Consider the following 24,194-nt stretch of genomic DNA (forward strand, 5'->3'; position numbering starts at 1 on the left):
GAGTAGAGGAAAACTATGGCTGCATCGCAGCGTCGGACCACTGGTCCGGAAGGCGACGGCGAGCGCAACGAGCGTTCCGGTTCCGACCGTCCGAAGGGACGCCGGAACAACAACGACCGTCGTAACGAACAGAAAGACGCCTACATCGAGCGCGTCGTCGCGATCAACCGCGTGTCCAAGGTTGTGAAGGGTGGCCGTCGCTTCTCCTTCACCGCTCTGGTCGTCGTCGGTGATGGCAACGGCACTGTCGGTGTCGGCTACGGCAAGGCCAAGGAGGTGCCCCAGGCAATCTCCAAGGGCACCGAGGAGGCGAAGAAGAATTTCTTCCGCGTCCCCCTTATCGGCCGCACCATCCCGCACGTGTCACAGGGTGAGGATGCCGCTGGCGTCGTCTTCCTGCGTCCCGCCGCCCCAGGTACCGGCGTTATCGCCGGCGGCCCGGTCCGTGCAGTCATGGAAGCCGCTGGCATCCACGACATCCTGACCAAGTCGCTGGGTTCGTCCAACGCGATCAACATCGTGCGCGCTGCCGTCCAGGCACTGCGTCAGCTCGAGCAGCCCGAGGCTGTTGCGGCTCGCCGCGGCAAGTCCCTCGAGCAGGTCGCTCCCGCATCGATGCTTCGTCAGCGTGCGGCATTCGATGCTCAGCAGCGTGACCAGAAGGCCGCCGCTGCTGCCAACGATGAGAACGAGGCTGCTGCAGCCGGAGTTGGTGCGTGATGCTGAAAATTACACAGACAAAGTCCACCATCGGTGGAACCAAAAAGCAGAGGGACACGATGCTCTCGCTCGGACTGCGCAAAATCGGCCAGTCCGTCGAGCGTGAGGACCGTCCCGAGGTCCGCGGAATGATCCAGGTCGTTGCGCACCTCGTTGCCGTAGAGGAGGCATGATGTCGGAAAACACGAACGATGTCACTAAGCTCCACGATCTCGCTCCCGCAGCCGGCGCACACAAGTCGAAGACTCGTGTCGGTCGTGGTGAGGGCTCAAAGGGTAAGACCGCAGGCCGTGGTACCAAGGGAACGAAGGCTCGTTACCAGGTGCCGGTCGGCTTCGAGGGTGGGCAGATGCCTTTGCATATGCGCATGCCGAAGCTCCGCGGCTTCAAGAACCCGTTCCGCGTCGAGTACCAGGTCGTCAACCTCGACCGCATCTCGTCGCTGTTCCCCGAGGGTGGAGACATCACCGTCGAGGACCTCATCGAGAAGGGTGCCGTCCGCAAGGGCCACCTGGTGAAGGTGCTCGGCTCGGGCAGCATTTCGGTCAAGGTGAACGTGGTTGCCGACAAGTGGTCGTCTTCCGCTCAGCAGAAGATCGAAGCCGCCGGCGGATCCATTTCCGCTCGATGAAATAGACAGTAGCGAACGAGGCGGGCCATCAGGCCCGCCTCGTTGCACACTCACAGACGTTAACAATGGTCAAAGTCCGGCGTTGATCGCTGTACACTGACTTGTGGCCCGCACGGGGCCGCACCACCAAGGAGGAAGTTTGCTTTCCGCATTCGTCTCGGCCTTCCGCACACCGGACCTGCGCCGCAAGCTGCTGTTTACGCTCGGCATCATCGTCATTTTCCGTCTCGGCACGTTCCTGCCCGCTCCTGGCGTCAGCTACCGCAACGTTCAGCAGTGTCTCAGTGAGGCCGGTTCCGCTGACCTTCTGTCGATGCTCAACATGTTCTCCGGCGGAGCCATGTTCCAGCTGTCAGTCTTCGCGCTCGGCATCATGCCGTACATTACGGCGTCGATCATCGTCCAGCTGTTGCGCGTGGTGATTCCCCGTTTCGAGGAGCTCCATAAGGAGGGCCAGTCGGGCACCGCGAAGCTGACACAGTACACGCGCTACCTCACCATCGGTCTTGCGATCATGCAGTCCGCCGTGGTCATCACGGTCGCGAACTCGAGCCTGTTCTTGGGATGTACGGTGGATCCGTTCCCGGACACGTCGGCAGGCATGGTCCTCATGGCGATCTTGACGATGACAGCGGGCACCGGCCTCATCATGTGGATGGGTGAGCAGATCACGGAGCGCGGCGTCGGCAACGGCATGTCGATTCTTATCTTCTCCGGCATCTGTGCCTCTTTCCCGCCCGCCATGGGCCAGGTTCTGCGTTCGAACAATGGTGTCCAGAACTTCATCTTCATCGTCGCGCTGTTCCTCGCGATCACCGTCGTGGTCGTCTTCGTCGAGCAGTCGCAGCGTCGCATCCCCGTCCAGTACGCCAAGCGTGTCATCGGCCGTCGGACGTACGGCGGTTCGACCACGTACATCCCGATCAAGATCAACATGGCGAACGTGATCCCCGTGATCTTCGCGTCCTCGCTCCTGTCGCTGCCGACCATGGCGATCCAGTTCGGGGATCCGAACGCCGGCTGGGTGCAGTGGCTGTCGCAGAACTACAACCCGAACTCGGCGCTGTATTTGACGACCTTCGCGATTCTCATCATCTTCTTCGCGTTCTTCTACACGTCGATCACGTTCAACCCGGACGAGGTCGCCGACAATATGAAGCGCTACGGCGGCTTCATTCCGGGCATCCGAGCCGGAGCCCCGACAGCTCGATACCTGAAGAACGTCATCACTCGTATTACGTGGGTCGGGTCGTTCTATCTCGCGACGATCGCTCTCATCCCGACTGTGATCTTCAGCGAAATGGGCATCACGATGATGGCGTTCGGCGGCACATCGATCATCATTATTGTGGGCGTGGGCCTTCAGACGGTGAAGGACATCGACGCTCAGCTCCAGCAACGACACTACGAAGGTTTCCTCCGATGACCCGAATGATTATCCTCGGCGCTCCAGGCGCGGGCAAAGGCACGCAGGCCGAAATGCTGTGCGAGAAGCTCGGCATTCCCCAGATCTCCACCGGCGCGATCTTCCGTGCCAACGTGGCGGAGGGAACCGAGCTCGGCCAGCTCGCCCAGGGCTACATCAACCAGGGCAAGTTCGTTCCGGATGAGATTACCGATGCTCTTGTCAAGGATCGCCTTCATCAGGATGACACCCAGAAGGGCTTCCTGCTCGACGGTTACCCGCGGACGCTTGCCCAGGTCGGTGCTCTCGACGAGATCCTGCTCGAGCAGGGGCACACTCTCGACATCGTGATCGAGCTCGTGACCGACAAGGATGCTCTCGTCGAGCGCCTTCTCAAGCGCGCTGAGATCGAGGGACGTGCAGACGACACTGCGGAGGTCATCAGCCACCGCATGGACGTGTATGCCGAGCAGACCATGCCGCTGTCGCGCGTGTACGAGCAGCGCGGCGTGCTCGTCCGTGTGGACGGCATGGGCACAATCGACGAAGTCCAGTCCCGCATCCAGGACGCGGTGCAGGCTCTGTGATGTTCGGGCGAGAGGCGATCGAGTACAAGAGCGACGAGCAGATTCGCAAGATTCGTCGAGCCGCTCTTGTCGTCGCCGACATCCACGACGCTCTCCGTGAGGCTGTCCGGCCCGGGGTGACGACGGGGGAGCTCGATCTTGTCGCCGGCCGAGTCCTCGAGGCAGCGGGCGCGAAGTCCAACTTCCTCGGCTACTACGGCTACCCAGCGAATGCCTGTATCTCCGTCAACGAGACGATCGTCCACGGAATCCCGGGAGACAGGGTTCTCACTGATTCGGATATCGTGTCCTTCGACTGCGGCGCCGTTGTCGACGGCTGGCATGGGGATGCGTGTTTCACGGTCTGCATGCCGAACGCCTCCGAGGAGGATCGCCGCCTGTCGGATATGACAGAGAAGGCCATGTGGACCGGTATCGCCGCCCTCGCATCGGCGAAGCATGTCGGTGAAGTCGGCGGCGCCATCGAGGACTATGTCGACTCGATTCCGGAAGACCATCGTCCCGGACTCGTCGAAGAGTACATGGGGCACGGCATCGGTTCGTCCATGCACCAGCCTCCCGATGTGCTCAACTACCGGGCCAAGAATAAGGGCGCGAAGATCAAGCCCGGGATGGTGCTGTGCGTCGAACCGATGTTGACGCTCGGCAGCCCGGACAGCAAGGTTCTCGAGGACGAGTGGACGGTTGTGACTCTCGATGGTCGTAACGCCTGCCACTGGGAGCACGAGGTCGCCATCCACCGCCGCGGCATCTGGGTGCTGACGGCACGCGATGGGGGAGCGGAAGGCCTTGCGCCGTACGGCGTCACTCCGGTTCCACTGGACTAGGAGATAAGGGATGGATTCGGGTTGGCCCGCTTCCATCCCTCACTCTTTTCTGAGAGGCCTGCGAGGGCGGGCTGTGCGCCGATGCACAGCTGTTCCGCCTACTCAATTCGTCATCTTTGCCTTAAACTGAATAGTCGGTGCCTTGTACCACGCGTACAGGTAACCTGCGGCTATCAAATCGATAGCGAAGAAGATAACTGCGTTAGCGGGGGTTATGGCGAAGAAAGACGGCGTCATCGAGGTTGAGGGCAGTGTCGTTGAGGCACTACCGAATGCGATGTTCCGTGTAGAGCTGAGCAACGGGCACGTTGTGCTCGCCCACATTTCGGGCAAGATGCGCCAGCACTACATCAAGATTCTGCCCGAGGATCGGGTTGTTGTGGAGTTGACTCCTTACGACCTGAACCGTGGGCGAATCGTCTACCGCTACAAGTAAGCCCCGCCCTACACCGAGCCCGGGATCTGGGCTTAAAGAAGGTTGGACATGAAGGTCAAGCCAAGCGTGAAGCGCATCTGTGACAGCTGCAAGGTGATTCGTCGCCACGGCAGGGTCATGGTCATCTGCACGAACCCGCGGCATAAGCAGCGCCAGGGCTGAATCCCTGGAAGTGGGCACACGCCCGCGATCAACGCTACGGATGTACCCGAGGCCCGGAGGCCTCGGACCAGGAACTGGACGGTAGCGTTCCACACCTCCGGCCTACCAACAGGAGTTAACGTTGGCACGTATTTCAGGTGTTGACCTCCCCCGCGAGAAGCGGGTAGAGGTCGCACTCACTTACATTTATGGAATCGGGCGCACGCGCGCCCAGGAAATCCTCGACGGCACGGGCGTTTCGCCTGACGTCCGAGTCAAGGATCTGACCGAAGAAGACCAGGTCAAGATTCGTACGTTCATCGACGAGAATTACGAGGTTGAGGGCGACCTCCGCCGCGAGGTTCAGGCTGACATTCGCCGCAAGATCGAGATCGGCTGCTACCAGGGTATCCGTCACCGCCGTGGACTCCCCGTCCACGGTCAGCGCACCAAGACCAACGCACGTACCCGCAAGGGCCCGAAGCGTACGGTCGCCGGTAAGAAGAAGTAGTTCGCGCTAGCGAACCGATGATCTCAAGGAGAATCTAAAGAATGCCACCTAAGTCACGTACTGCCGCCCGCCCGCGCCGGGCGATGCGGAAGAATATCGTCAATGGCCAGGTCCACATCAAGTCGACCTTCAACAACACCATCGTCACCATCACGGACCCGACCGGCGCAGTGATCGCCACCGCGTCGTCCGGCATGATGGGCTTCAAGGGCTCGCGCAAGTCGACCCCTTACGCTGCCCAGCTCGCCGCAGAGGCCGCTGCTCGTCGCGCCATGGAATCCGGCCTCAAGAAGGTCGACGTCTTCGTCAAGGGACCCGGTTCGGGCCGCGAAACCGCGATTCGTACCCTGACCGCCAACGGCCTCGAGGTGACCTCCATCCAGGACGTCACTCCCCAGGCCCACAACGGCTGCCGTCCCCCGAAGCGCCGCCGCGTTTGATCGTTTAACCCGGGCCATCCGGCACCGGTTCCCACCTGCAATGTCATATAGCGGTCATTGCTGAAAGGAATTACATCGTGCAGATCGCACAGCGTCCCGTCCTCTCCGAGGAAGTCGTCTCCGACAATCGTGCGCGGTTCATTCTTGAACCGCTCGAGCCTGGCTTCGGCTACACCCTGGGCAACTCTCTTCGCCGCACGCTGCTCTCATCCATTCCGGGTGCCGCAGTGACCTCGATCAAGATCGACTCGGTTCTTCACGAGTTCACGACCATCGAGGGTGTCAAGGAGGATGTTTCAGAGATCATTCTGAACATCAAGGAGCTCGTCGTCTCCTCCGAGAACGATGAGCCCGTCCAGATGTACCTGCGCAAGCAGGGCCCCGGTGTTGTCACCGCGGCCGACATCAACCCGCCGGCCGGCGTGGAAATCCACAACACGGATCTCGTGATTGCCACTCTCAACGAGAAGGGCAAGATTGAGATCGATCTTATTGTCGAGCGCGGCCGCGGCTACGTGTCCGCCGCGCAGAACAAGGATCCCGAGGCCGAGATCGGTCGTATCCCGATCGACTCGATCTACTCGCCCGTGCTGCAGGTGTCCTACAAGGTTGAGGCGACTCGTGTCGAGCAGCGGACCGACTTCGACAAGCTTATCGTCGATGTCGAGACGAAGGCTTCGATGAATCCCCGCGATGCTTTCGCATCCGCTGGCAAGACGCTGGTCGAGCTGTTCGGCTTGGCAGCCGATCTGAACCTTGAGGCTGAGGGCATTGAGCTCGGCGAAGCCCCGGTGGAAGAGACGCAGTCATCCGACCTGCAGCGCCCGATCACCATTCTCAATCTTCCCGCTCGTTCGCAGAACTGCCTGCAGCGCGAGGGGATCGAAACTATTGGCCAGCTCATCCTGCGCTCTGAGGCAGATCTGCTGGATATTCGCAACTTCGGTGCTAAGTCAATCGAGGACGTCAAGGACGAGCTCGCAAAGCTCGACCTTTCGCTCAAGGATTCTCCGGCCAACTTCATGGGTGGCTACGACGATTCCTACGGCTCGTCCATGTTCAGCGACGACACGCACTGACAATCATTTCAAGGAGACATCATGCCTCAGCCCTCTAAGGGTCCCCGTCTTGGGGGAAGCGCCGCACACGAAAAGGCCATGCTGGCCAATCTCGCGAAGGCACTGTTCGAGCACGGCTCGATCACGACCACCGAGAAGCGTGCACAGCGCCTCCGTCCGTACGCGGAACGCATCATCACCAAGGCGAAGAAGGGCACGACCGCTGCACGTCGTGACGTCCTCAAGGACATCACTGACCGCTCCGCTGTCGCCATCCTCTTCGAGGAAATCGCCCCCACCTTCGCTGACCGTCAGGGTGGCTACACCCGTATCGTCAAGGTCGGCAACCGCAAGGGCGACAACGCCCCCATGGCTGTCATCTCGCTCGTGACCGAGCCGGTTTCGCCGAAGCAGGCCGTCGTGGCCGAGGCCGAGAGGGCCGCCGAGAAGGCCGCTGCCGAGTCGCCGGAGTCCGCTGACTCTGTCGAGTCCGCAGCATCTGCTGAGTCCGCACCGTCGGCTGAGTCCGCCGAGTCGGCTGAATCCGCAGCCTCGGCACCGTCCGCCGCTTCTGCTGAGGACACGGTCGAAGAGACGAAGTAGCATCGCTACGAGGAGGGGCCGGGGATTTTCCCCGGCCCCTCCTGTCTGTGCGGGCACGCATCGCACCCCTTCGGCTACGATGAACGAGGGAGGGGAAGCGATGATGATCGATATCGAAGATCTGTTGACGCGGGCGCGTGCCGCGAAGAACGGACGTCTCGCGGAGGCCGTCGTCCACGATGGTCCGCTGCGTCAGACAGTGGTCGCGCTGGCGGCAGGAACCGAGCTGGCTCCCCATAATGCTCCGATCGCGGAGTCGATCCTCGTGCTCGCCGGCAGTCTTGAGGTCGTGGGATCGGAACTGCTCCCTGCGTCAGCCGTGGAACTCGTCTCCCTCGCCCACGAGCGCCACGGCGTCCGAGCATCCGAAGATTGCGTCTTTCTATTGACGACGGTGGCACGCGATTCGATGTAGACGACGAACACAATCGTCCGTTTTTCGCTTGATTTCTTGATACAGTCCCATGAGAACCGCTCAATTGTTATAAAATTGAGATATTGGTGCTGTCTCAAGCAAAACGGAGGAAAGCCTTGACCCTCGTCAAGCGAACAGTCGGAACGCTGTGCGTCGTGCTCATGACGCTTGCCGCACTCATCATCGGACCGTCTGCCGCAGGCGCGGGGGATCCCGGCCTCGGCACACATCCAGGCAGCGGGTCTCTCGTCCATGCGGACCTCCCGGTCAACCAGACGCAGATGCGGACGGCTTCTCTCGCGGCGCTGTCCTCCATTCGGGCCCAGATGTACGACGATGCGGCTGTGGTCTTCGACGGCAAACCGCTCAAGCAGGTTGTGAGCGATGCTGGTTTGACGAGGTCGCAGTACGTCAACGGCGTCACCTGGGATACTGACCTCGAGCGTTCAGCACTCCAGCGCGCCTACGAGCAGAACCTTCTCTGGGGCCATGTCCGTCCGGATGGAGGGTCGTACGCGAACGCGTCAGTGGGAGTCCGCTGGCCCGGCGAGATCATTACGACGCAGGCAGATATCTCGACCGCTATCTCCGATGTCAAGAACGGCACGTGGGCGGGTGAGCGGGATGCTCTGATCAATGCCAACGGTGCCTTCAACAACGACACTGGCCACCTGTACAACCTCATCAACCCGAAGTACACGGCCTACGCGTTCGCTCGCGTGGGAGGTGTCAGCGTCGGGTGGATGAGCGGCACGCGGACAGGAACGTCGGCGGGAACACAGCTCAACGGCACATACCGGTTCTCGGCCGCAGTCTCCGACAGCGTCCTCACCAAAGTCAACGGACGCTTGACGGTACCGAGTTCGATGGACCCCGGCCAGACGGCGGTCGCGTCCGTGACAGGGACTGCCCGAGCACAGTCGTGGGCATCGAGTATCCCCGTGACAGTCGCGGCGACCATCACGTCATCGAACCCACGCGTCGTCTCCGTATCATCGAACGGCACTCTGACTGCCGTGAGCGGAGGGACGGCGGCGATCACGGCGCGAACAGCCACCGGCAAGACATTCACAGCAAATGTCTCGGTGACCGGGCCAGTTGCGTCCAGCGTCGTCTCCCTGTCGAACAGCTGGTCGACGCTTGCCGCGGACGTCGAGTTCGCCTTCGGCGCGATCGGCGATGAGGTGATCGTCGGCGACTGGAACGGTGATGGCGTGGACACGGTCGGCATCCGGCGCGGCACCACCTTCTCCCTGTACGACTCGTTCGGGGGCACACCGACCTACCAGTTCAACTATGGTCGCCTCGGCGATGAGGTCGTCATCGGCGACTGGAACGGCGATGGTGCCGACACGCTTGGCGTCAGACGCGGCAACACGTTCTATCTCAATGACGTTCTGCGAGGAGGGACCGCCGAGCATCAGTTCGACTTTGGTCGAGTCGCCGACGAAGTCCTCATCGGCAACTGGGATGGCGTGGGGGCTGACACGATCAGTGTGCGGCGCGAGACGACGTTCTACATCAACAATCGGCTGATCGGCGGATATGCGGAACGCGAATTCCGTTACGGCAGACTGGGCGACGAAGCGATCGTGGGGGACTTCAACGGAGACCGGATGGACACGGTGACACTGCGACGCTCCAACGTCCTCCACATCAACAACCAGCACGCCGGAGGGAACGCTGAACGATCAGTCGCCTACGGCATCGCCGGTGAGCCGATACTGATCGGGGACTGGAACGGCGACGGTATCGACACACCAGGTCTGTTCCGGGTCAAGTAGGCGGGTTCACAGGTGTTCCACCGCCCGGCATGGTCAGCAGCGGTGGACTATCGGCCTTGGAGCGACCACGCGTCCACCCCGGAGGACATGCCAGCCGTGTTCGGTACGAACGTGACACCTTCGAGCCGTGCCTGGACGGAGGGGGAGATCCGGGAGGAATTGCCGCCGCCGATGTAGAGAGTGTCCCAACGGATCACGGGGAAGAGGAGTTCGATGGCGCGCAGGACGCGCCGCGACCACGCCGAATCCCCGAGCCTGCGTCGCTCGTGCTCCCCGAGGACGTCATCGAATGTGAGCCCCCACCGCATGGGAGCGTGGGATATCTCGAGGTGCGGCGAGAGTACTCCGTTGTCGATAAGAGCCGTCCCCAGTCCAGTGCCGAGCGTCATGAAGAACTCGAGCCCCTGCCCGCTGACGATCCCGGCAGCGGCGACCTCAGCATCGTTCAGGACAAGAGCCGGAACCCCGAAGGACTGCTCGAGAGACTGCGCCATCGGGAAGTTGCGCCACTGGTCGGCCAGCTCCGGAACGGGTTTCGTTCTCGGCCCCGACCGACAGACGTAGTGCGGTGTGTGGACGACGACTCCGTGCCGGATCATTCCCGGCATCCCGAGCGTGATCCGATCCGCGGGAGGCAGCTGCGCCGACATGTCCTCGACGAGGGAGATGAGCTTCTGTGGGGGGAGGGGGTAGGGCACCGGCTCCCTGAGGGCGGGTGCAAGCTGATTGGAATCCGCGTCAAGCACGGTTGCTTTGATACCTCCGCCTCCGCAGTCGACTCCGAGCGTACGAGGGCCCGGGTGAGAAATCTTTTCCATGGGATTGACGCTAGCACCCCAATCGTCTCGGTTCGTGCGGGTGTGCCAAACTTGAGCCATGAAGCGCATCCGACTCGATCTCTCTTACGAGGGCACGTCATTCCACGGGTGGGCGGCCCAACCGGGCCTGCGCACCGTTGAAGGCACGCTCACGTCCGCTCTGGAGACGATACTCCGCCGGGACGTGAAGCTGACAGTGGCGGGGCGGACCGATGCCGGTGTCCATGCGGCGGCCCAGACAGCGCATGTCGATATGGATGACCTCGTGTGGGAGGCGCTCCCCGGTCGTTCGAGCCGCACACCCGGGGAGGCTCTCGTCAGCAGGGTGACGGGGGTGCTCTCCCACGGCCACGCAGTCCGCGGCGTATCAGACATCGTTGTCGCCAGCGCCCGCGAGGTGAGCCCTGAGTTCGATGCCAGGTTCTCTGCCATCGGGCGGGCGTACCGCTACAGGATCGACGATCGGGAGATCCCTGACGTGTTCACGCGCCACCGCGCACTGCGGACGGATCCCCTGGATGAGGGGCTGATGCAGGGGGGTGGGGCGAGTCTGTTGGGCGAGAACGATTTCCTGTCCTATTGCAAGCCGCGCGAGGGTGCCACGACGATCAGAACGCTGCGCAAGCTCGAGGTGCACAGGCCGGGGATCGGCCCGGACGCTGGGCTCCTCGTCGTCGACCTCGAGGCTGATGCGTTCTGCCATTCGATGGTCCGTTCCATTGTCGGCACCCTTATCGAGGTGGGTCGCGGACGTCGCGCAATCGAGTGGCCAGCCGAGCGCCTCGCAGAGCAGCGGAGGGACAAGGGCGTGATCCTCGCTCCCGCCCATGGTCTGACTCTCGAACGGGTGGACTATCCGCCTGCCGATCAAGTGGGCGCCCAGGCACGTCGCGCCCGGCGAGTTCGTGAGAACCCACTCACAGACAGCTCCACTCGCATTGACCCAGTCCGTTAGGGCGATTACAGTTGTAAAAGTTGTGTTATGCGTATCTGCGCCCCACTCGCGTTACGCCGAAAACAACGACAAGATTTATTCATTCACATGGGTGAAGACTGAACGTAAGCCATGCAAACAGTTTTCCCCAGACAGAGACGAAGGCATAGCCCGTGCGTACGTATACACCTAAGCCCGGCGACGTTGAATCCAAGTGGTTTGTCATTGACGCCACCGACGTTGTGCTCGGCCGACTGGCATCTCAGGTTGCCATCCTGCTCCGTGGGAAGCATAAGCCGAACTTTGCTCCCAACGCCGACCTTGGTGACCATGTCATCATCATTAATGCTGAGAAGGTTCGCCTCACAGGCAACAAGCGTCAGCAGAAGTTCGCTTACCATCACTCGGGTTACCCGGGTGGTATGCGCGCCGTTTCGTACGAGGAGCTTCTGACGAAGTTCCCCGAGCGCGCCGTGGAGAAGGCTGTCAAGGGAATGCTCCCGCACAACCGTCTCGCCGCCCAGCAGATCAAAAAGCTCAAGGTCTATGCAGGTGCAGAGCACCCGCATCAGGCCCAGAACCCCACGGTTCTTGAGCTCACCCAGGTGACTCAGTAGCAGTCCCGCACGGACCAGGAACTTTTAAGGAGAACTGTGGCAGACACGACCGCAGCAGACGTTGAGCTTGAGGAAATCCCAAGCTCGTACACAGTGAGCAGCGATGCTCCCGAGACAGGTCAGGGCCAGTCCCTCACCGCACCAGGACAGGCCCTCGGCCGCCGCAAGCAGGCAATCGCCCGCGTTCGCCTCGTGCCCGGCACGGGCGTGTGGAAGATCAACGGCCGTGAGCTGGAAGACTACTTCCCGAACAAGATCCACCAGCAGCTGGTGCGTTCGCCGTTCGCGCTCCTCGATATCGAGGGCCGCTTCGACGTGATCGCTCGCATCGATGGTGGCGGCGTTTCCGGCCAGGCCGGCGCCCTGCGCCACGGCATCTCCCGTGCGCTGAACAACATCGACCGCGACCACAACCGTCCGGCACTGAAGAAGGCCGGCTTCCTGACGCGCGATGCTCGCGCAGTCGAACGGAAGAAGGCTGGTCTCAAGAAGGCTCGCAAGGCTTCGCAGTTCTCGAAGCGCTGAGTCTACTCAGATCCTCCTCACCCCCGCATGGTATGCGGGGGTGAGTTGTTTCTCCCCGAAACACACCAAGATGGTCTACTAGGGTAGATTAGGGACAGAAATTATGTCCGGTGAAGGGATGAATGTGGGCCGTTTATTTGGTACCGATGGTGTACGTGGACTTGCCAATCGTGATGTCACGGCCGATTTGGCCCTCAATCTTGGATCGACGACCGCACGGGTCCTCTTGAACAATCGTGAGATCACCGGCCGCCCGACAGCGATCGTCGGTCGCGACACGAGACAGTCCGGTGCGATGCTGGCGCAGGCAGTCGCCGCGGGTCTCGCCTCCGCCGGGGTCGACACGACCCACGTGGATGTCGTGTCCACACCTGCCATCGCTTATCTCACGCAGGAGCGCGGCTATGACCTTGGCGTCATGATCTCCGCGTCCCACAATGCGATGCCGGATAACGGCATCAAGTTCTTTGCCCACACCGGCTACAAGCTGGCTGACGCGACGGAGGCAGAGGTCGAGGCCAGCCTTGGTGATGACTGGGAGCGTCCTGTCGGCGAACACGTCGGGAGGATCACCGACGACTACGAGGTTGCGACCCGTGAATATCTCGATCACCTGTCGACTGCGATCTCGGTCGATCTGTCGGGCCTGAGGATCGCGGTGGACTGCGCCAACGGTGCCGCAAGCGAACTCGGCCCCGAGGCTCTGCGCCGAGCCGGAGCGGACGTTGTCGTCATCAATGCTGCGCCTGACGGAAAGAATATCAACGACGCCTGCGGTTCGACCCATCCCGAGCAGCTCATTGCGCTCACCGTGGCGTCCGAGGCTGACTTCGGTGTCGCTTTCGACGGTGACGCGGACCGGTGCCTAGCAGTGGACCATACGGGAGAACTGGTCGATGGGGACCAGATCCTCGGTGTGCTCGCCGCTGGCATGCAGGACGCTGGAACGCTTGTCGACAACACACTCGTCGTGACCGTCATGTCGAATCTCGGGCTCCTTATCGCCATGCGTGAGCGCGGCATCAAGACCCTTGAGACTGCTGTCGGTGACCGTTACGTCCTCGAGGCGATGCTGGCTGGCGGATATACCCTGGGCGGAGAGCAGTCCGGCCATGTCATCGCGTCCCAGTATGCGACGACGGGAGATGGGGTGCTGACGGCGCTTCTTCTCGCGGAGCAGGTTGCCAAATCGGGGCGCAACCTGCGCGAGCTTGCAAGCTTCATCCACCGCCTGCCGCAGACCCTTGTCAATGTTGGCGGCGTCGACAAGGCACGCGCCCACACAGATCCTGTCCTGTCAGATGCTGTCCGCGAAGCGGAGGCGGAGCTTGGTGAGACGGGACGCGTCCTGCTCCGCCCCTCCGGCACGGAACCGCTCGTGCGCGTCATGGTCGAGGCGGCAACCCAGGATGAGGCGGACAGGGTCGCAGCGTCTCTCGCGGACGTGGTCAAGCGTCAGCTTTCGCTCTAACGAGGCCGATTGGATCTTTTCAACGCGATCCAGGACTGGGTCATCGCCGCGGGGGCTTCTCCGTGGGCACTGGTCGCGACGTTCGTCCTCTGTCTCGTCGACGGCTTCTTCCCGCCCCTGCCCTCCGAGTCGATCGTCATCGCGCTGGCGGCTCTCACCGTGTCGTCAGACGGCCCGCACCTCGCAGTCCTGTGGGCCGTGGCCGCGGCGGGCGCCTTCGTCGGGGATCAGATCGCATACTCGATCGGGCAGCGCATCCCCATCGAACGAGTACCGTTCCTCAACCGGGGTCGGGGTGCGCGAGCTTATGCGCGGGGAGGGATACTCCTCCTCACCCACGGCCCCGTCTTCATCATGGCGGCACGGTTCGTCCCGATCGGCCGGATCGCGGTGAACATGGGGGCGGGAGCTATCGGATATCCCCGTCTCACCTTCACCGTGGTCGATGCGCTATCGGCGATGCTCTGGTCCGCCTACTCGATCGCGATCGGTGTCAGTGTAGCCCACATCCTCGATGGTCATCCGCTCCTCGCGATGATCATCGGCATCATCGGAGGCGTCCTCATCGGTGCCCTCGTGTCCCGCGTCGTCACTGCAGTGCAGCGCACCTTCTTCCCGGAACGATATGCGGCTGCGGAGCGAGCCGCCGAGGAATGGGCCCGCACCCACGCGCACGACACACCGGAGGCGTAGAAGCATCCCGCAAGGGGCAGCGGTCTGAGCTATCGGTAGAGGCCGGTGATGAAGCGGCTTTGCTCGGTCAAGGCCTCCGCCCTCACGTCAGCCTCCCCGCGGACCGTCAGGTGATGACCTGCAGGATAGTGCGTGAGAGTGTGAGGCTTGTGGGCCCGCACCAGGCGCGCCGCCAAGTCCTCGCCGTCACCAGCCAGCCAGTCCTCCGAACCGACCTGGATCAGGGCCGGCGGGAGTTTCTTCACGAGCGCCAGATCGAACGATGGGCTTGCGAGCGGTTGGAAGCGCGTCAGCGTATCAGGGACATAGGCGTCGGCGATGAACTCGAGGAGTCTCGGACCCCACCGGGGCTTCTCGCGGTCGGTCTCCCGATCGTTGTGCGTCAGGTCGAGAAGGGGAGAGCTGAGAACGACCCCCGCAAGAGGTATGCCCTGGTCGTAGGCCTGCTGGGCGACATTGACCGCGAGTTTGGCACCCGTGCTGCCGCCACCCACGGTGATCCGACCGTCCCACCCGTGGACGTCCGCGGAGTCGAGAGCCCACCGGAGCGCGTCGAAGCATTCGTGCTCCGCGACGGGAAAGGTGACCTGCGGGGCTGCATGGTAGTGCAGGGAGAGGACGGTGCACCCCGTCTCGGCGGCATGGAAGCGGCACACGTGCTCATCTTCGCGGATGCCGCGGCCGATGAGACCGCCGCCGTGGATCTGGATATGGAGGGGCCTGGTACGGCCGCGATCCCGCTCCGGCGAGTCATAGATCAGAGCCGACATCTGGCCATACCTCGTGGGGATGGTGACCTGCGACGTGAGCGTGGGACCGGTGGGGTCGGCGATCCCTCCCGTCATCCGGGTAGCGGTTTGGGCGAGCCAGGCAAGAATCCATCGATCAGGCCGGCGTGCGATAGTCATCTCGTCCTTTCCTAACTCTTGCGCACGTGGACCGACTCCATGCGATGATCGCCACCCTTGTGCAGGATGACCGTGGCACGTGACTTGGTCGGCTCGATATTGTCAACGAGATTCGGGGCGTTCACGCTCGCCCAAATGGTGCCGGCAATGTCTCGAGCCTGGTCCTCCGTGAGGTCCGCATACCGCGCGAAATAGGAGTTCGGGTCATTGAATGCGGTCGACTGAAGCTTGATGAAACGTCGGATGTACCATTCGCGAATGTTGTCCGCGTCGGCATCGACATAGATCGACATGTCGAAGTAGTCCGACACCGCGGAGAGTTGCCCTCCGCCGCCCAGACGGGGAGGTTGGAGGACATTGAGGCCCTCGACGATCAGAATGTCGCATTCGCGCACGACCTGTTTCTCACCCGGCACGATGTCGTAGACGACGTGATCGTAGACGGGCAGGTCGTTGGGGCTGAAACCGGCCTTGATGGAACGCATGAAACGGATGAAGGCCTTGCGATCGTAGGAGTCGGGGAAGCCTTTCCGGTGCATGATGCCGCGCTCTTCGAGGACGGCATTGGGGAGCAGGAAACCATCCGTGGTCACGAGCTCGACCCTGGGGGTTGACGGCCATCGCTCCAGCAGGACCTGCAGCAGGCGTGCCGTGGAGGACTTGCCGACGGCGACGGACCCGGCGATGGCGATGACGAACGGCGTGTGCGGTTCTGTCGTCTTCATGAAATCCGTGACATTCTCGTGTCGGCGGAGCGCGGCCTCGACATGAAGCTGGATGAGGGCTGAGAGCGGCCGGTACACAGTATCGACCTCTTCCAAATCAATCGGGTCACCGAGAGAGGAAAGACGTGCAACTTCCTCAGTCTGGAGGGGAAGCGGTGTGCTTTGTGCCAGGGAATCCCAGTGTTCGCGGGTAAGATGAAGAAACGGATCCAGCGGTGTCGTAGCCGGGTGAAGGGTCATGTCTTATAGTCTGACATCCCCAACGCAAAATCATGAACGAGGAGCTCAAAAATGTGCGGAATTATTGGATATGCGGGCGGTGAAATTTCGACCAGGGCGGTTGATGTCGTCCTCGAGAGCCTGTCGCGTCTCGAATATCGAGGCTATGACTCGGCCGGGGTGGCCGTTGTCAGCGACACGCTCGCCCAGGCTAAGAAGGCCGGCAAGCTGGAGGGTCTCCTCGCTGAACTACGCACGAATCCGCTGCCAGCATCGTCGACGGCGATCGGCCACACCCGATGGGCCACCCACGGAAGCCCGACAGACGAGAACGCCCACCCGCACATGTCGTTCGACGGCAAGGTCACCCTCGTCCACAACGGCATCATCGAGAACTTTGCCGAACTGACGAAAGAACTGCGGGATCTGGGAATCGTCCCCGTGACCGAGACAGACTCGGAGATCGTCTCCCATCATCTCGCCCTGGCGCTTGCAGAGCGGGATGACCTCACGGCGGCGATGAGGGACACGGTCGCCAAGCTCGACGGCTCGTTCACGCTCGTCGCCATCGCCGCCAACACCCCGGGGACCGTGGTCGCGGCCCGTCGCAACTCCCCGCTCGTCGTCGGTATCGGGGAGGGCGAGAACTTTGTCGGCTCAGACGTGGCGGCTTTTGTCAGCCAGACCCGGACTGCGATCGAGATGGGACAGGACGAGATCGTCACCATCACCCCGGACTCGGTCCACATCCAGACCTTCGAAGGGGACACGGTCGAACGTGAGCCATTCACCGTCGACTGGGACGCGGACGCCGCCGTGAAGGGCGGTTTCGCCACGTTCATGGAGAAGGAAATCCATGACCAGCCAGCTGCGGTGCGTGACACTCTGCTGGGACGCATGAGCCCCACCGGGTCCCTCCAGCTGGACGAGCTCCGCATCGACGAGTCGATCCTGCGCAGGGTCGACAAGATCGTTGTCGTCGCGTGCGGTACGGCCGCCTATGCCGGCCACGTCGCCAAGTACGCGATCGAGCATTGGTGCAGGATCCCCGTCGAGGTGGAGCTCGCGCACGAGTTCCGCTACCGCGACCCTGTCGTCTCCGAGAAGACACTCGTCGTCGCCATCACCCAGTCCGGGGAGACCATGGATACGCTCATGGCAGTCCGGCATGCACGGGAACAGGGCGCGAAGGTTCTCGCGATCGTCAACACCCACGGTTCGACCATCGCCCGGGAATCCGACGCGGTGCTCTATACGCATGCCGGTCCGGAGGTCGCCGTCGCCTCGACGAAGGCCTTCGTCGCACAGATCACGGCCACCTATCTGCTCGGGCTCTACCTCGCACAGCTGCGCGGCAATAAGTATTCCGACGAGGTCGTCACGTATCTCGACGAACTGATGAAGATGCCGGACAAGATCGCCGAGGTGATCGCGCGCGAAGACGACATCAAGGACCTTGCCCACCGGATGAAGGACGTCACGTCCGTTCTCTTCCTCGGTCGTCACGTCGGCTTCCCGGTCGCACTCGAGGGTGCTCTCAAGCTCAAGGAGCTGGCCTACATCCATGCCGAGGGCTTTGCCGCCGGAGAGCTCAAGCACGGCCCCATCGCGCTCGTCGAAGAAGGGCAGCCCGTCTTCTTCATCGTCCCGACTCCCCGCAGGCCCCTCCTCCACGCGAAAGTCATGTCGAACGTCCGTGAGGTCAACGCCCGCGGGGCGCGTGTCCTCTGCATCGCAGAAGAAGGCGATACGGCCGTCAATGAGTTCGCGGCTGACGTCATCCGGATCCCGGAGACACCGACGCTCCTCCATCCTCTCGTGTCCGTCATCCCCCTGCAGATCTTTGCCTGCGCTCTTGCGGCCGAGAAGGGCCTCGATGTCGATCAGCCCCGCAACCTCGCCAAGTCAGTCACCGTGGAGTAATCATGTTGAGAGCGTATCGATCGTCTGAGGTTGCGGCGGCGGAACGTCCCCTCATCGAGGCAGGAGTGCCGCTCATGGAGAGGGCGTCTTTCGCGGTCTCGACTGCGGTGGCGCGGGAGCTCAAGGCGCGCGGACACCACGTGGCAGGCTCACGCATCCTCGTCCTCGCAGGGGGCGGGAACAACGGCGGCGACGCCCTGTACGCGGGAGCCTATCTCGCCAGACGAGGCGCCATCGTCGACGTGGCATGCCCGGCGGGAAACGTCCACGAAGGCGGTTACGCGGCGGCCATCGATGCTGGGTGCCGGACGGTCGCTGACAACGAGCTGGCGACCGCCGCTCGAGCGGCAGGAGCGTGGATCGATGGTCTGGCCGGTATCGGCCTTCGTCCGCCTCTGAGAGATCCCCTCGCCTCGGTCGTCGCCATGCTCGAGACCGAGCGCGCCACGTCACCCGACGAGCCCATTGTTGTCGCAGTGGATTGCCCCACCGGGATCGGGGTCGATGACGGCGGAGCATCGGGCCCAGTCCTGCGGGCCACCGTGACAGTGGCACTGGCGGTAGCGAAGCCAGGGCTCCTCGCACCGCCCGCCTCGAGGTTTTGCGGCAGGGTCGAGGTCGTCGACATCGGCTTGAGCGTTCCCGGCCTCCCCGCCGTTGCCGCTCTCGGCGGGAGCGACGTGGCGGACGTCCTGCGCGTCCCGGACGCCACCGACCACAAATACACGCGGGGGGTCGTCCTTCTCGGAACCGGATCGGCTGAGTATCCGGGGGCGGCTGTCCTCACGGCGGGTGGAGCCCTTGGTGGGGGAGCCGGCATGGTCCGTCTCGATTCACCGGACGTGGCGAGTCTCGTCCTGCGCACCTATCCCGAAGTGGTGACGGGCATGGGACGAGCCCAGGCAACGGTGATCGGCTCCGGGGTCCCGGCAACGGACGTGGACCGTCTGCGCGGCCCACTCGACCGCGCCTTGGCGGAGAACTATCCCGTGGTGGTCGATGCTGGAGCGCTCTCGCTTCTCAAAGACGGCTATGAGGATCTGCCGTCGACAGCCGTTCTCACTCCGCACGCGGGAGAGCTCGCGGAGCTCCTGTCTGCACGAGGGGAGGGGCTGACTCGGTCCGATATTGAAGCCGCCCCCATCCGTGCCGTCCGATTGGCCGCCACCGTGACGGGCGCAACCATCGTCCTCAAGGGTGGAACAGACGTGATCGCTGGCCCCGATGGTCCTGTCTACGCTCAACCGGCCAGGTCGCACTGGCGGGCCACCGCGGGGGCGGGTGATGTCTATGCCGGGCTCCTCGGAGCTCTGCTGGCAGGCGCTGGAGAAGACCTCGCGAGGGCTGGGCGCGGCTACGGCCAGCCCGCACTCCTGGCAGCAGCAGCGTCGTGGCTCCATGCGGAGGCCGCTCATTCCGATGGTCCGATCCGGGCCGGGCAGATAGCGGAGCGCCTCCCTGCGGCGATTGCGCAGGCGCTGCATGGATAGTTTCGTCGGGCGGATCACGGTCGATACGGATGCGCTGCGGCACAACGCCGCGACCTTCCGGGGAATGACACAGGCGAAGATCTGCGCCGTTGTCAAGGCGAACGGATACGGGCACGGCCTCGTCCCTGCGAGTAGAGCCTTCGTCGCGGCCGGGGTCGACTATCTTGGGGTGGCACAGCTCGAGGAAGCACGTGAGCTTCGTCAACACATTCCCGGCGTGCCGATCCTGACCTGGATATTCGATCCTTCCGCGAATCTCGAGGAGGCAGTGCAGTCCGGGCTCGATATCTCGGTGGGAGCCCCATGGGCGCTCGACAGGCTCCTCACTGCGGCCCAACACTGCGCCAGCCCCGCCCGCCTCCACATCGAGGTCGATACCGGGATGTCGAGAGGAGGATTCGCCCCCGAGATGCTCCTCGAGGTCGCCCACCGCATCGCGAAAGCGGAGCGAGACGGGATCGTCGATGTCATCGGCCTGTGGTCTCATCTCGCGAGAGCGGACGAGCCGGACTCGGGCGAGACGGAGCGCCAGCTCGATCGTTTCGAGACCGCAACGCGAGCTCTGCGCGATGTCGGAGTGCATCCGCGGCTTCGCCATCTCGCGAATACGGCGGGAACCCTCTGGCATCCCCGCACCCATCTCGACATGGTCAGGCCAGGCATCGGACTGTACGGGATCAGCCCCGAGCCCGCCGTCGCGACCGCGCAGGATCTCGGCTTGCAGCCAGCCATGACATTATCGTCCCGGATCATCGCAGTCCGGGAGGTTCCCGCCGGTACCGGCATCTCCTACGGCCATACCGAGACAGCGGCAGACGCTCTTGCTCTCGGCACTGTCCCCCTCGGCTACGCGGACGGCATCCCTCGAGCAGCATCATCGCGGGGGCCCGTCATGGTCAACGGACACCGCTCACGAATCATGGGCCGCGTCTGCATGGACCAGGTGGTGATAGCCCTCCCGAAGGGCGCCACCATCGGCGACGAGGTCGTCTTCTTCGGAAGTGAGGGCCCCACGGTCGATGAGTGGGCGGACGCAGCGGGCACGATCGGTTATGAGATCACGACGAGACTTGGTAGACATGTGCCTCGGCACTATCGCGGTACAGTTGGACTCTGAGGAGGGAACCATGAAGCTTCATGCGGCCAGCGCCGATGACACTCGAGACATCGGCAGGCGTCTAGCCGGCCACGTTCGGGCTGGCGATCTCATCATGCTCGCAGGCCCGCTCGGTGCAGGCAAGACCACCTTCGTCCAGGGCTTGGCCGACGGTCTCGGCGTCAGCGGCAGAGTGACGTCACCGACGTTCGTCATCTCCCACGTCCACCGAGGAAATCCCGATCTTGTCCACGTCGACGCCTATCGGCTCGACAGTCTTGACGATGTGGATGCTCTCGACCTCGACACGTCACTCGAGGATTCGGTGACCGTTGTCGAATGGGGGAGGGGGAAGGCGGATTCCCTCTCGGCAGACAGGCTCGAGATCGACATCGAACGCCCCATCGGATCCCAGGTGGGGGATAATCCCGATGACCTCATGGAGGATCTGCCGCGGACGATCATTCTGCGTGCCACCGGCCCACGCTCCTCCGCTATCATCGAGGCGCTCTCCTCGTGAGACACATCCTCATCCTCCTGCTGTTCCTCGGGTCGCTGCTCGGCGCGGGCCCAGCAGCGGCGAACGCGCCGGAGGACTGGTTCACCGACGAAGGGGAAGCAACCCTGCAGTCGTATGCGTCGACGGTCTTCCCGGACCTGAGCGAAGAGGACCGTGCCGCGTTGACAATCGGAGACCCATCTCCCGTCATTGAAGCCACAGCCCCAGATAGTCGTCTCGGCGATCAAGAGCCTGCCAGTTATATCGCACCCGTCTACTCTGGCGACACGGCCGTGGGAGTCATCGGCCATCCGGCCGACGAGACCGGTGACACGGACGCCCTCGTCATCGCGGATGCCTTCCTCGCGGAACAGCTGACGAAGCTCGGCGACTCAGACATTCTTCTCCACGACCCGGAAATGGGCGGGCACTACATCGTCCGGGGGGATGAGGTCTTTCCCGCCAGCGAAGAGGCACTCGACCAGCTTGCGGGTTCAACAAGCCTGGAATCCTTCATGGAGCTGCGGAGCTCCATGATCTCAGACAGCGTCGGCACGGTCGAGGCCACACCCCACCGGGATACTCGCCCCGTCGTCGTCACGGTTGCAGTTCTTGCTCTCTTCCTGCTCTTCACCATCGTTCTCACCTGGTTGAGACGCACGCCGGACACACCGACCGTGCACGACCCGGTTCACCGCCACATCAGGCAAGCACGCTTCTATCGCCGAGGAGGCCACCGTGTACACTCTGACGATTGACACATCCACCGTTTCCGTCATCTCCCTGATCGGCGAGACATCCATCGTCCGACGCAGTGCAGACGCTCGACACCACGCGGAAACACTTGCCCCGATTATCGAGGAGCTCGTCGCAGAGGCCGGTATCCCCGACCTGATCGTCGCAGGAACCGGCCCCGCGGCCTTCACCGGCCTGCGTGCAGGCCTCGTGACCGCACGTGTCCTGGCACGTGCCTGGAACGTGCCGCTCGTCGGCATCGGTTCACTCGAGATCCTGGGCCGGGCGGCGCTCGATTCCGGAGACGGGCCCGTGTGCGCAGTGGGGGATGCGAGACGCAAGGAAGTCTATGCGGCAGGTATTGCCGCCCGTGGAGCGGACGACGTCGACGTGACATGGGGGCCAGAGGTTCTCACGCCCCAGGCGCTCGCGGACCGGCACCCCGGAGCCCGATTCATCGGGCCAGGTGCTGCCCTCTACGCGGACGCCCTCCCCGGGGGAGTGGACTGTCCCATCGATCCGCACGTCATGGTCCGACTCGCACACTCTCGGCTTGCTCGGGCAGCGGAGGGTGAAGACCTCGATCTCGGCACGGAGCCGCGCTACCTGCGCAGACCGGATATCCACGGGCAATGAGACGCCTCGGGAGGGTTGATGCGGGGGTTTTCGCACAGCTGGACCGCGACGTGTTCGGCGCCGAGGCGTGGCCCCAGTCCGTGATCGAGGATCAGCTCGGCCACGATCGCATCGTTGCCCTCGGCGTTGACGGAGACAGTGGGCTCGATGCCGCCGGCATGCTCGGCTTGGGGGTCGAGGCGGAACTCTTGACGATCTCGGTGCGCCCGGCTAGGCGCCGGCAGGGCCTGGCCCGCACGATCATCCTCGGGCTTCTCGAGGCCGCGGAGGGCGCGGAAGCCTGCTTCCTCGAGGTCCGTTCCCGCGATGATGGGGCACGCGCACTCTACGAGGGTCTCGGCTTCTACGAGGTGGGCAGGCGCCAGCACTACTACCGAGACGATGACGCGATCGTCATGAGGCGTGATTTTGGCAACGACTTCATCCCCTAAAGCGTTGCTCACAGATGGTGGGCCCTGCGGGTGGCGCAAACCCGGTCAAAACGGCTGTTTGGCGGGTGAATCCGGCATTTTCCAAGGTCTGTGACGTATGTGGCGGCAGGGTTGGTCAATCTCGTTAGGGCGATTCGGGCCCAATGTCGCATTATTTGATGTGAGCCACGGTTAACATGTGATTTATGGCAACCTCAACTCAGGCATCGCCAAAGAAGGTCGGAAAACTGTCAACATCCGTGGGTCTGAAGATCCAGATGGCGGTCAGCGGGCTCTTCTTTGTGCTGTTTATTCTCATGCACATGTACGGCAACTTGAAAATGTTCAACGGGCCGGACGCCTACAACGGATATGCGCAGTTCCTGCGAGATGTCGGTTACCCGATCGTCCCGCATGAGGGGGTCCTGTGGATCCTCCGCATTCTGCTTGTCGTCGCAGTGATCGCGCACGCGCGCGCTGCTTTCATTCTGTGGAACCGCGGCAAGATCGCTCGCGGCCCCAACCAGTACAAGGTGAAGAGGGGGAAGAAGAATCAGCAGACCTACGCGTCACGGACGATGCGATGGGGCGGCGTCATCATTCTTCTCTTCATCGTCTACCACTTGCTGCAGTTCACGACGCTCACCATCTCCGTGGGTGCCGAGAACTACTCGGAGATGACGCCCTACGATCGGATGATCGCGGGCTTCCAGCCTGAGGTGTGGTGGAGCTACGCGTTCTACGCCGTCACCCTCCTCGCGCTGAGCATGCACATCCGGCACGGCGCATGGTCGGCACTGCAGACGATCGGCCTGTCGAACCGCCGCCGTGAAGTGGCATTCAATGCGATTGCGATCGCCATCGGAGCCGTCGTCTTCATTGGATTCATGGCACCCCCGACCGCCATCATGTTCGGCCTCATCCCGTGATTGGACAC

Annotated in this window: 30 protein-coding genes; 27 read left to right on the forward strand and 3 right to left on the reverse strand. The window is 62.9% G+C overall.

All coding sequences use genetic code 11. The annotated features are described in order from the left end of the window. The first annotated feature begins 15 nt into the window (after nucleotides 1-15). The 14 genes from rpsE (at nucleotide 16) to H2O75_RS03245 (ending at nucleotide 9,558) form a co-directional block, all read left to right on the forward strand. The gene (gene rpsE, locus H2O75_RS03180; protein WP_182173562.1) at nucleotides 16-720 is read left to right on the forward strand and encodes a 30S ribosomal protein S5; all 705 of its coding nucleotides are present in this window, start codon (nucleotides 16-18) and stop codon (nucleotides 718-720) included. Further along, on the forward strand, nucleotides 720-893 hold the full coding sequence (gene rpmD, locus H2O75_RS03185) for a 50S ribosomal protein L30 (RefSeq protein WP_182173565.1): 174 nt from the start codon (nucleotides 720-722) through the stop codon (nucleotides 891-893). The genes rpsE and rpmD overlap by 1 nt, the downstream gene beginning before the upstream one ends. After that, a complete protein-coding gene (gene rplO, locus H2O75_RS03190; protein ID WP_182174865.1) occupies nucleotides 893-1,351 on the forward strand; it encodes a 50S ribosomal protein L15 in 459 nt (152 codons plus the stop codon). Before rpmD ends, rplO begins: the two co-directional genes overlap by 1 nt. A gap of 139 nt (nucleotides 1,352-1,490) precedes the next feature. Continuing rightward, nucleotides 1,491-2,777, forward strand: coding sequence for a preprotein translocase subunit SecY (gene secY, locus H2O75_RS03195; protein WP_182173568.1), 1,287 nt, complete (start codon nucleotides 1,491-1,493; stop codon nucleotides 2,775-2,777). Further along, nucleotides 2,774-3,343 (forward strand): adenylate kinase, encoded by a 570-nt coding sequence (locus tag H2O75_RS03200; RefSeq protein ID WP_182173571.1) that lies wholly within the window; start codon nucleotides 2,774-2,776, stop codon nucleotides 3,341-3,343. Before secY ends, H2O75_RS03200 begins: the two co-directional genes overlap by 4 nt. Further along, on the forward strand, nucleotides 3,343-4,170 hold the full coding sequence (gene map, locus H2O75_RS03205) for a type I methionyl aminopeptidase (RefSeq protein WP_220462769.1): 828 nt from the start codon (nucleotides 3,343-3,345) through the stop codon (nucleotides 4,168-4,170). The genes H2O75_RS03200 and map overlap by 1 nt, the downstream gene beginning before the upstream one ends. 214 nt (nucleotides 4,171-4,384) lie before the next feature. Continuing rightward, nucleotides 4,385-4,606, forward strand: a complete 222-nt coding sequence (gene infA / locus H2O75_RS03210; protein ID WP_182173577.1) for a translation initiation factor IF-1 — start codon at nucleotides 4,385-4,387, stop codon at nucleotides 4,604-4,606. A gap of 48 nt (nucleotides 4,607-4,654) precedes the next feature. After that, nucleotides 4,655-4,768, forward strand: a complete 114-nt coding sequence (gene rpmJ / locus H2O75_RS03215) for a 50S ribosomal protein L36 (RefSeq protein WP_126042189.1) — start codon at nucleotides 4,655-4,657, stop codon at nucleotides 4,766-4,768. 121 nt (nucleotides 4,769-4,889) lie between these two features. Next, nucleotides 4,890-5,258 carry a 30S ribosomal protein S13 gene (gene rpsM, locus H2O75_RS03220; RefSeq protein WP_182173580.1) on the forward strand — a complete coding sequence of 123 codons (369 nt, stop codon included), beginning with the start codon at nucleotides 4,890-4,892 and terminating at the stop codon, nucleotides 5,256-5,258. A 41-nt stretch (nucleotides 5,259-5,299) separates the two neighbouring features. Further along, nucleotides 5,300-5,698: a 30S ribosomal protein S11 gene (gene rpsK / locus H2O75_RS03225; protein WP_182173583.1), complete on the forward strand. Its 399-nt coding sequence runs from the start codon at nucleotides 5,300-5,302 to the stop codon at nucleotides 5,696-5,698. Nucleotides 5,699-5,775: 77 nt separating this feature from the next. Next, nucleotides 5,776-6,777 carry a DNA-directed RNA polymerase subunit alpha gene (locus H2O75_RS03230; protein WP_182173586.1) on the forward strand — a complete coding sequence of 334 codons (1,002 nt, stop codon included), beginning with the start codon at nucleotides 5,776-5,778 and terminating at the stop codon, nucleotides 6,775-6,777. A gap of 21 nt (nucleotides 6,778-6,798) precedes the next feature. After that, nucleotides 6,799-7,359 carry a 50S ribosomal protein L17 gene (rplQ, locus tag H2O75_RS03235; protein ID WP_182173589.1) on the forward strand — a complete coding sequence of 187 codons (561 nt, stop codon included), beginning with the start codon at nucleotides 6,799-6,801 and terminating at the stop codon, nucleotides 7,357-7,359. 100 nt (nucleotides 7,360-7,459) lie between these two features. Then, nucleotides 7,460-7,774, forward strand: coding sequence for a cupin domain-containing protein (locus H2O75_RS03240; RefSeq protein ID WP_220462770.1), 315 nt, complete (start codon nucleotides 7,460-7,462; stop codon nucleotides 7,772-7,774). Nucleotides 7,775-7,890: 116 nt separating this feature from the next. Next, the gene (locus tag H2O75_RS03245) at nucleotides 7,891-9,558 is read left to right on the forward strand and encodes a hypothetical protein (RefSeq protein ID WP_182173593.1); all 1,668 of its coding nucleotides are present in this window, start codon (nucleotides 7,891-7,893) and stop codon (nucleotides 9,556-9,558) included. Nucleotides 9,559-9,605: 47 nt separating this feature from the next. On the opposite strand, the gene H2O75_RS03250 is transcribed toward H2O75_RS03245, so the two are convergent. After that, nucleotides 9,606-10,376: an ROK family protein gene (locus H2O75_RS03250; RefSeq protein WP_182173596.1), complete on the reverse strand. Its 771-nt coding sequence runs from the start codon at nucleotides 10,374-10,376 to the stop codon at nucleotides 9,606-9,608. Nucleotides 10,377-10,434: 58 nt separating this feature from the next. Between H2O75_RS03250 and truA the strand changes: the two genes are divergently transcribed. From truA to H2O75_RS03275, 5 genes are all read left to right on the forward strand, one after another. Continuing rightward, nucleotides 10,435-11,331 (forward strand): tRNA pseudouridine(38-40) synthase TruA, encoded by an 897-nt coding sequence (truA, locus tag H2O75_RS03255; protein ID WP_182173599.1) that lies wholly within the window; start codon nucleotides 10,435-10,437, stop codon nucleotides 11,329-11,331. Nucleotides 11,332-11,483: 152 nt separating this feature from the next. Continuing rightward, a complete protein-coding gene (rplM, locus tag H2O75_RS03260; protein ID WP_182173602.1) occupies nucleotides 11,484-11,927 on the forward strand; it encodes a 50S ribosomal protein L13 in 444 nt (147 codons plus the stop codon). A 36-nt stretch (nucleotides 11,928-11,963) separates the two neighbouring features. Beyond that, complete coding sequence (rpsI, locus tag H2O75_RS03265; protein WP_182173605.1) at nucleotides 11,964-12,452, forward strand: 30S ribosomal protein S9; 489 nt, start codon at nucleotides 11,964-11,966, stop codon at nucleotides 12,450-12,452. Nucleotides 12,453-12,576: 124 nt separating this feature from the next. Beyond that, the gene (glmM, locus tag H2O75_RS03270) at nucleotides 12,577-13,923 is read left to right on the forward strand and encodes a phosphoglucosamine mutase (RefSeq protein WP_182173608.1); all 1,347 of its coding nucleotides are present in this window, start codon (nucleotides 12,577-12,579) and stop codon (nucleotides 13,921-13,923) included. Between the two features lie 9 nt (nucleotides 13,924-13,932). Then, a complete protein-coding gene (locus H2O75_RS03275; protein ID WP_182173611.1) occupies nucleotides 13,933-14,616 on the forward strand; it encodes a DedA family protein in 684 nt (227 codons plus the stop codon). 29 nt (nucleotides 14,617-14,645) lie between these two features. On the opposite strand, the gene H2O75_RS03280 is transcribed toward H2O75_RS03275, so the two are convergent. Together H2O75_RS03280 and coaA are read right to left on the reverse strand one after the other, a co-directional pair. Next, on the reverse strand, nucleotides 14,646-15,524 hold the full coding sequence (locus tag H2O75_RS03280; protein WP_182173614.1) for an alpha/beta hydrolase fold domain-containing protein: 879 nt from the start codon (nucleotides 15,522-15,524) through the stop codon (nucleotides 14,646-14,648). A gap of 11 nt (nucleotides 15,525-15,535) precedes the next feature. After that, nucleotides 15,536-16,489 carry a type I pantothenate kinase gene (gene coaA / locus H2O75_RS03285; protein ID WP_182173617.1) on the reverse strand — a complete coding sequence of 318 codons (954 nt, stop codon included), beginning with the start codon at nucleotides 16,487-16,489 and terminating at the stop codon, nucleotides 15,536-15,538. 51 nt (nucleotides 16,490-16,540) lie between these two features. Here coaA and glmS point away from each other — a divergent pair, with 51 nt between their 5' ends. From glmS to H2O75_RS03325, 8 genes are all read left to right on the forward strand, one after another. Next, a complete protein-coding gene (gene glmS / locus H2O75_RS03290; RefSeq protein ID WP_182173620.1) occupies nucleotides 16,541-18,391 on the forward strand; it encodes a glutamine--fructose-6-phosphate transaminase (isomerizing) in 1,851 nt (616 codons plus the stop codon). 2 nt (nucleotides 18,392-18,393) lie between these two features. After that, nucleotides 18,394-19,881 carry a bifunctional ADP-dependent NAD(P)H-hydrate dehydratase/NAD(P)H-hydrate epimerase gene (locus H2O75_RS03295; protein WP_182173623.1) on the forward strand — a complete coding sequence of 496 codons (1,488 nt, stop codon included), beginning with the start codon at nucleotides 18,394-18,396 and terminating at the stop codon, nucleotides 19,879-19,881. Beyond that, on the forward strand, nucleotides 19,874-20,998 hold the full coding sequence (gene alr / locus H2O75_RS03300) for an alanine racemase (protein WP_182173625.1): 1,125 nt from the start codon (nucleotides 19,874-19,876) through the stop codon (nucleotides 20,996-20,998). The genes H2O75_RS03295 and alr overlap by 8 nt, the downstream gene beginning before the upstream one ends. Before the next feature lie 10 nt (nucleotides 20,999-21,008). After that, nucleotides 21,009-21,497 carry a tRNA (adenosine(37)-N6)-threonylcarbamoyltransferase complex ATPase subunit type 1 TsaE gene (gene tsaE / locus H2O75_RS03305; protein WP_182173628.1) on the forward strand — a complete coding sequence of 163 codons (489 nt, stop codon included), beginning with the start codon at nucleotides 21,009-21,011 and terminating at the stop codon, nucleotides 21,495-21,497. Beyond that, nucleotides 21,494-22,234 carry a hypothetical protein gene (locus tag H2O75_RS03310; protein ID WP_182173631.1) on the forward strand — a complete coding sequence of 247 codons (741 nt, stop codon included), beginning with the start codon at nucleotides 21,494-21,496 and terminating at the stop codon, nucleotides 22,232-22,234. Before tsaE ends, H2O75_RS03310 begins: the two co-directional genes overlap by 4 nt. After that, nucleotides 22,215-22,847, forward strand: a complete 633-nt coding sequence (tsaB, locus tag H2O75_RS03315) for a tRNA (adenosine(37)-N6)-threonylcarbamoyltransferase complex dimerization subunit type 1 TsaB (RefSeq protein ID WP_182173633.1) — start codon at nucleotides 22,215-22,217, stop codon at nucleotides 22,845-22,847. The genes H2O75_RS03310 and tsaB overlap by 20 nt, the downstream gene beginning before the upstream one ends. After that, the gene (locus H2O75_RS03320) at nucleotides 22,844-23,278 is read left to right on the forward strand and encodes a GNAT family N-acetyltransferase (RefSeq protein WP_182173636.1); all 435 of its coding nucleotides are present in this window, start codon (nucleotides 22,844-22,846) and stop codon (nucleotides 23,276-23,278) included. The genes tsaB and H2O75_RS03320 overlap by 4 nt, the downstream gene beginning before the upstream one ends. 185 nt (nucleotides 23,279-23,463) lie before the next feature. Beyond that, entirely contained in the window at nucleotides 23,464-24,186 is a 723-nt protein-coding gene (locus H2O75_RS03325; protein ID WP_182173639.1) for a succinate dehydrogenase cytochrome b subunit, read from the forward strand. Nucleotides 24,187-24,194: the final 8 nt, after the last annotated feature.

This window comes from Flaviflexus equikiangi, from assembly GCF_014069875.1.
In the GTDB taxonomy this organism is placed as follows: domain Bacteria; phylum Actinomycetota; class Actinomycetes; order Actinomycetales; family Actinomycetaceae; genus Flaviflexus; species Flaviflexus equikiangi.

Coding starts and splice junctions, on each gene's coding strand:
- rpsE (WP_182173562.1), top strand. CDS start 16: ATGGCTGCATCGCAGCGTCGGACCACTGGTCCGGAAGGCGACGGCGAG.
- rpmD (WP_182173565.1), top strand. CDS start 720: ATGCTGAAAATTACACAGACAAAGTCCACCATCGGTGGAACCAAAAAG.
- rplO (WP_182174865.1), top strand. CDS start 893: ATGTCGGAAAACACGAACGATGTCACTAAGCTCCACGATCTCGCTCCC.
- H2O75_RS03200 (WP_182173571.1), top strand. CDS start 2,774: ATGACCCGAATGATTATCCTCGGCGCTCCAGGCGCGGGCAAAGGCACG.
- map (WP_220462769.1), top strand. CDS start 3,343: ATGTTCGGGCGAGAGGCGATCGAGTACAAGAGCGACGAGCAGATTCGC.
- infA (WP_182173577.1), top strand. CDS start 4,385: ATGGCGAAGAAAGACGGCGTCATCGAGGTTGAGGGCAGTGTCGTTGAG.
- rpmJ (WP_126042189.1), top strand. CDS start 4,655: ATGAAGGTCAAGCCAAGCGTGAAGCGCATCTGTGACAGCTGCAAGGTG.
- rpsK (WP_182173583.1), top strand. CDS start 5,300: ATGCCACCTAAGTCACGTACTGCCGCCCGCCCGCGCCGGGCGATGCGG.
- rplQ (WP_182173589.1), top strand. CDS start 6,799: ATGCCTCAGCCCTCTAAGGGTCCCCGTCTTGGGGGAAGCGCCGCACAC.
- H2O75_RS03240 (WP_220462770.1), top strand. CDS start 7,460: ATGATGATCGATATCGAAGATCTGTTGACGCGGGCGCGTGCCGCGAAG.
- H2O75_RS03250 (WP_182173596.1), bottom strand. CDS start 10,376: ATGGAAAAGATTTCTCACCCGGGCCCTCGTACGCTCGGAGTCGACTGC.
- truA (WP_182173599.1), top strand. CDS start 10,435: ATGAAGCGCATCCGACTCGATCTCTCTTACGAGGGCACGTCATTCCAC.
- H2O75_RS03280 (WP_182173614.1), bottom strand. CDS start 15,524: ATGACTATCGCACGCCGGCCTGATCGATGGATTCTTGCCTGGCTCGCC.
- coaA (WP_182173617.1), bottom strand. CDS start 16,489: ATGACCCTTCACCCGGCTACGACACCGCTGGATCCGTTTCTTCATCTT.
- glmS (WP_182173620.1), top strand. CDS start 16,541: ATGTGCGGAATTATTGGATATGCGGGCGGTGAAATTTCGACCAGGGCG.
- H2O75_RS03295 (WP_182173623.1), top strand. CDS start 18,394: ATGTTGAGAGCGTATCGATCGTCTGAGGTTGCGGCGGCGGAACGTCCC.
- alr (WP_182173625.1), top strand. CDS start 19,874: ATGGATAGTTTCGTCGGGCGGATCACGGTCGATACGGATGCGCTGCGG.
- tsaE (WP_182173628.1), top strand. CDS start 21,009: ATGAAGCTTCATGCGGCCAGCGCCGATGACACTCGAGACATCGGCAGG.
- H2O75_RS03320 (WP_182173636.1), top strand. CDS start 22,844: ATGAGACGCCTCGGGAGGGTTGATGCGGGGGTTTTCGCACAGCTGGAC.
- H2O75_RS03325 (WP_182173639.1), top strand. CDS start 23,464: ATGGCAACCTCAACTCAGGCATCGCCAAAGAAGGTCGGAAAACTGTCA.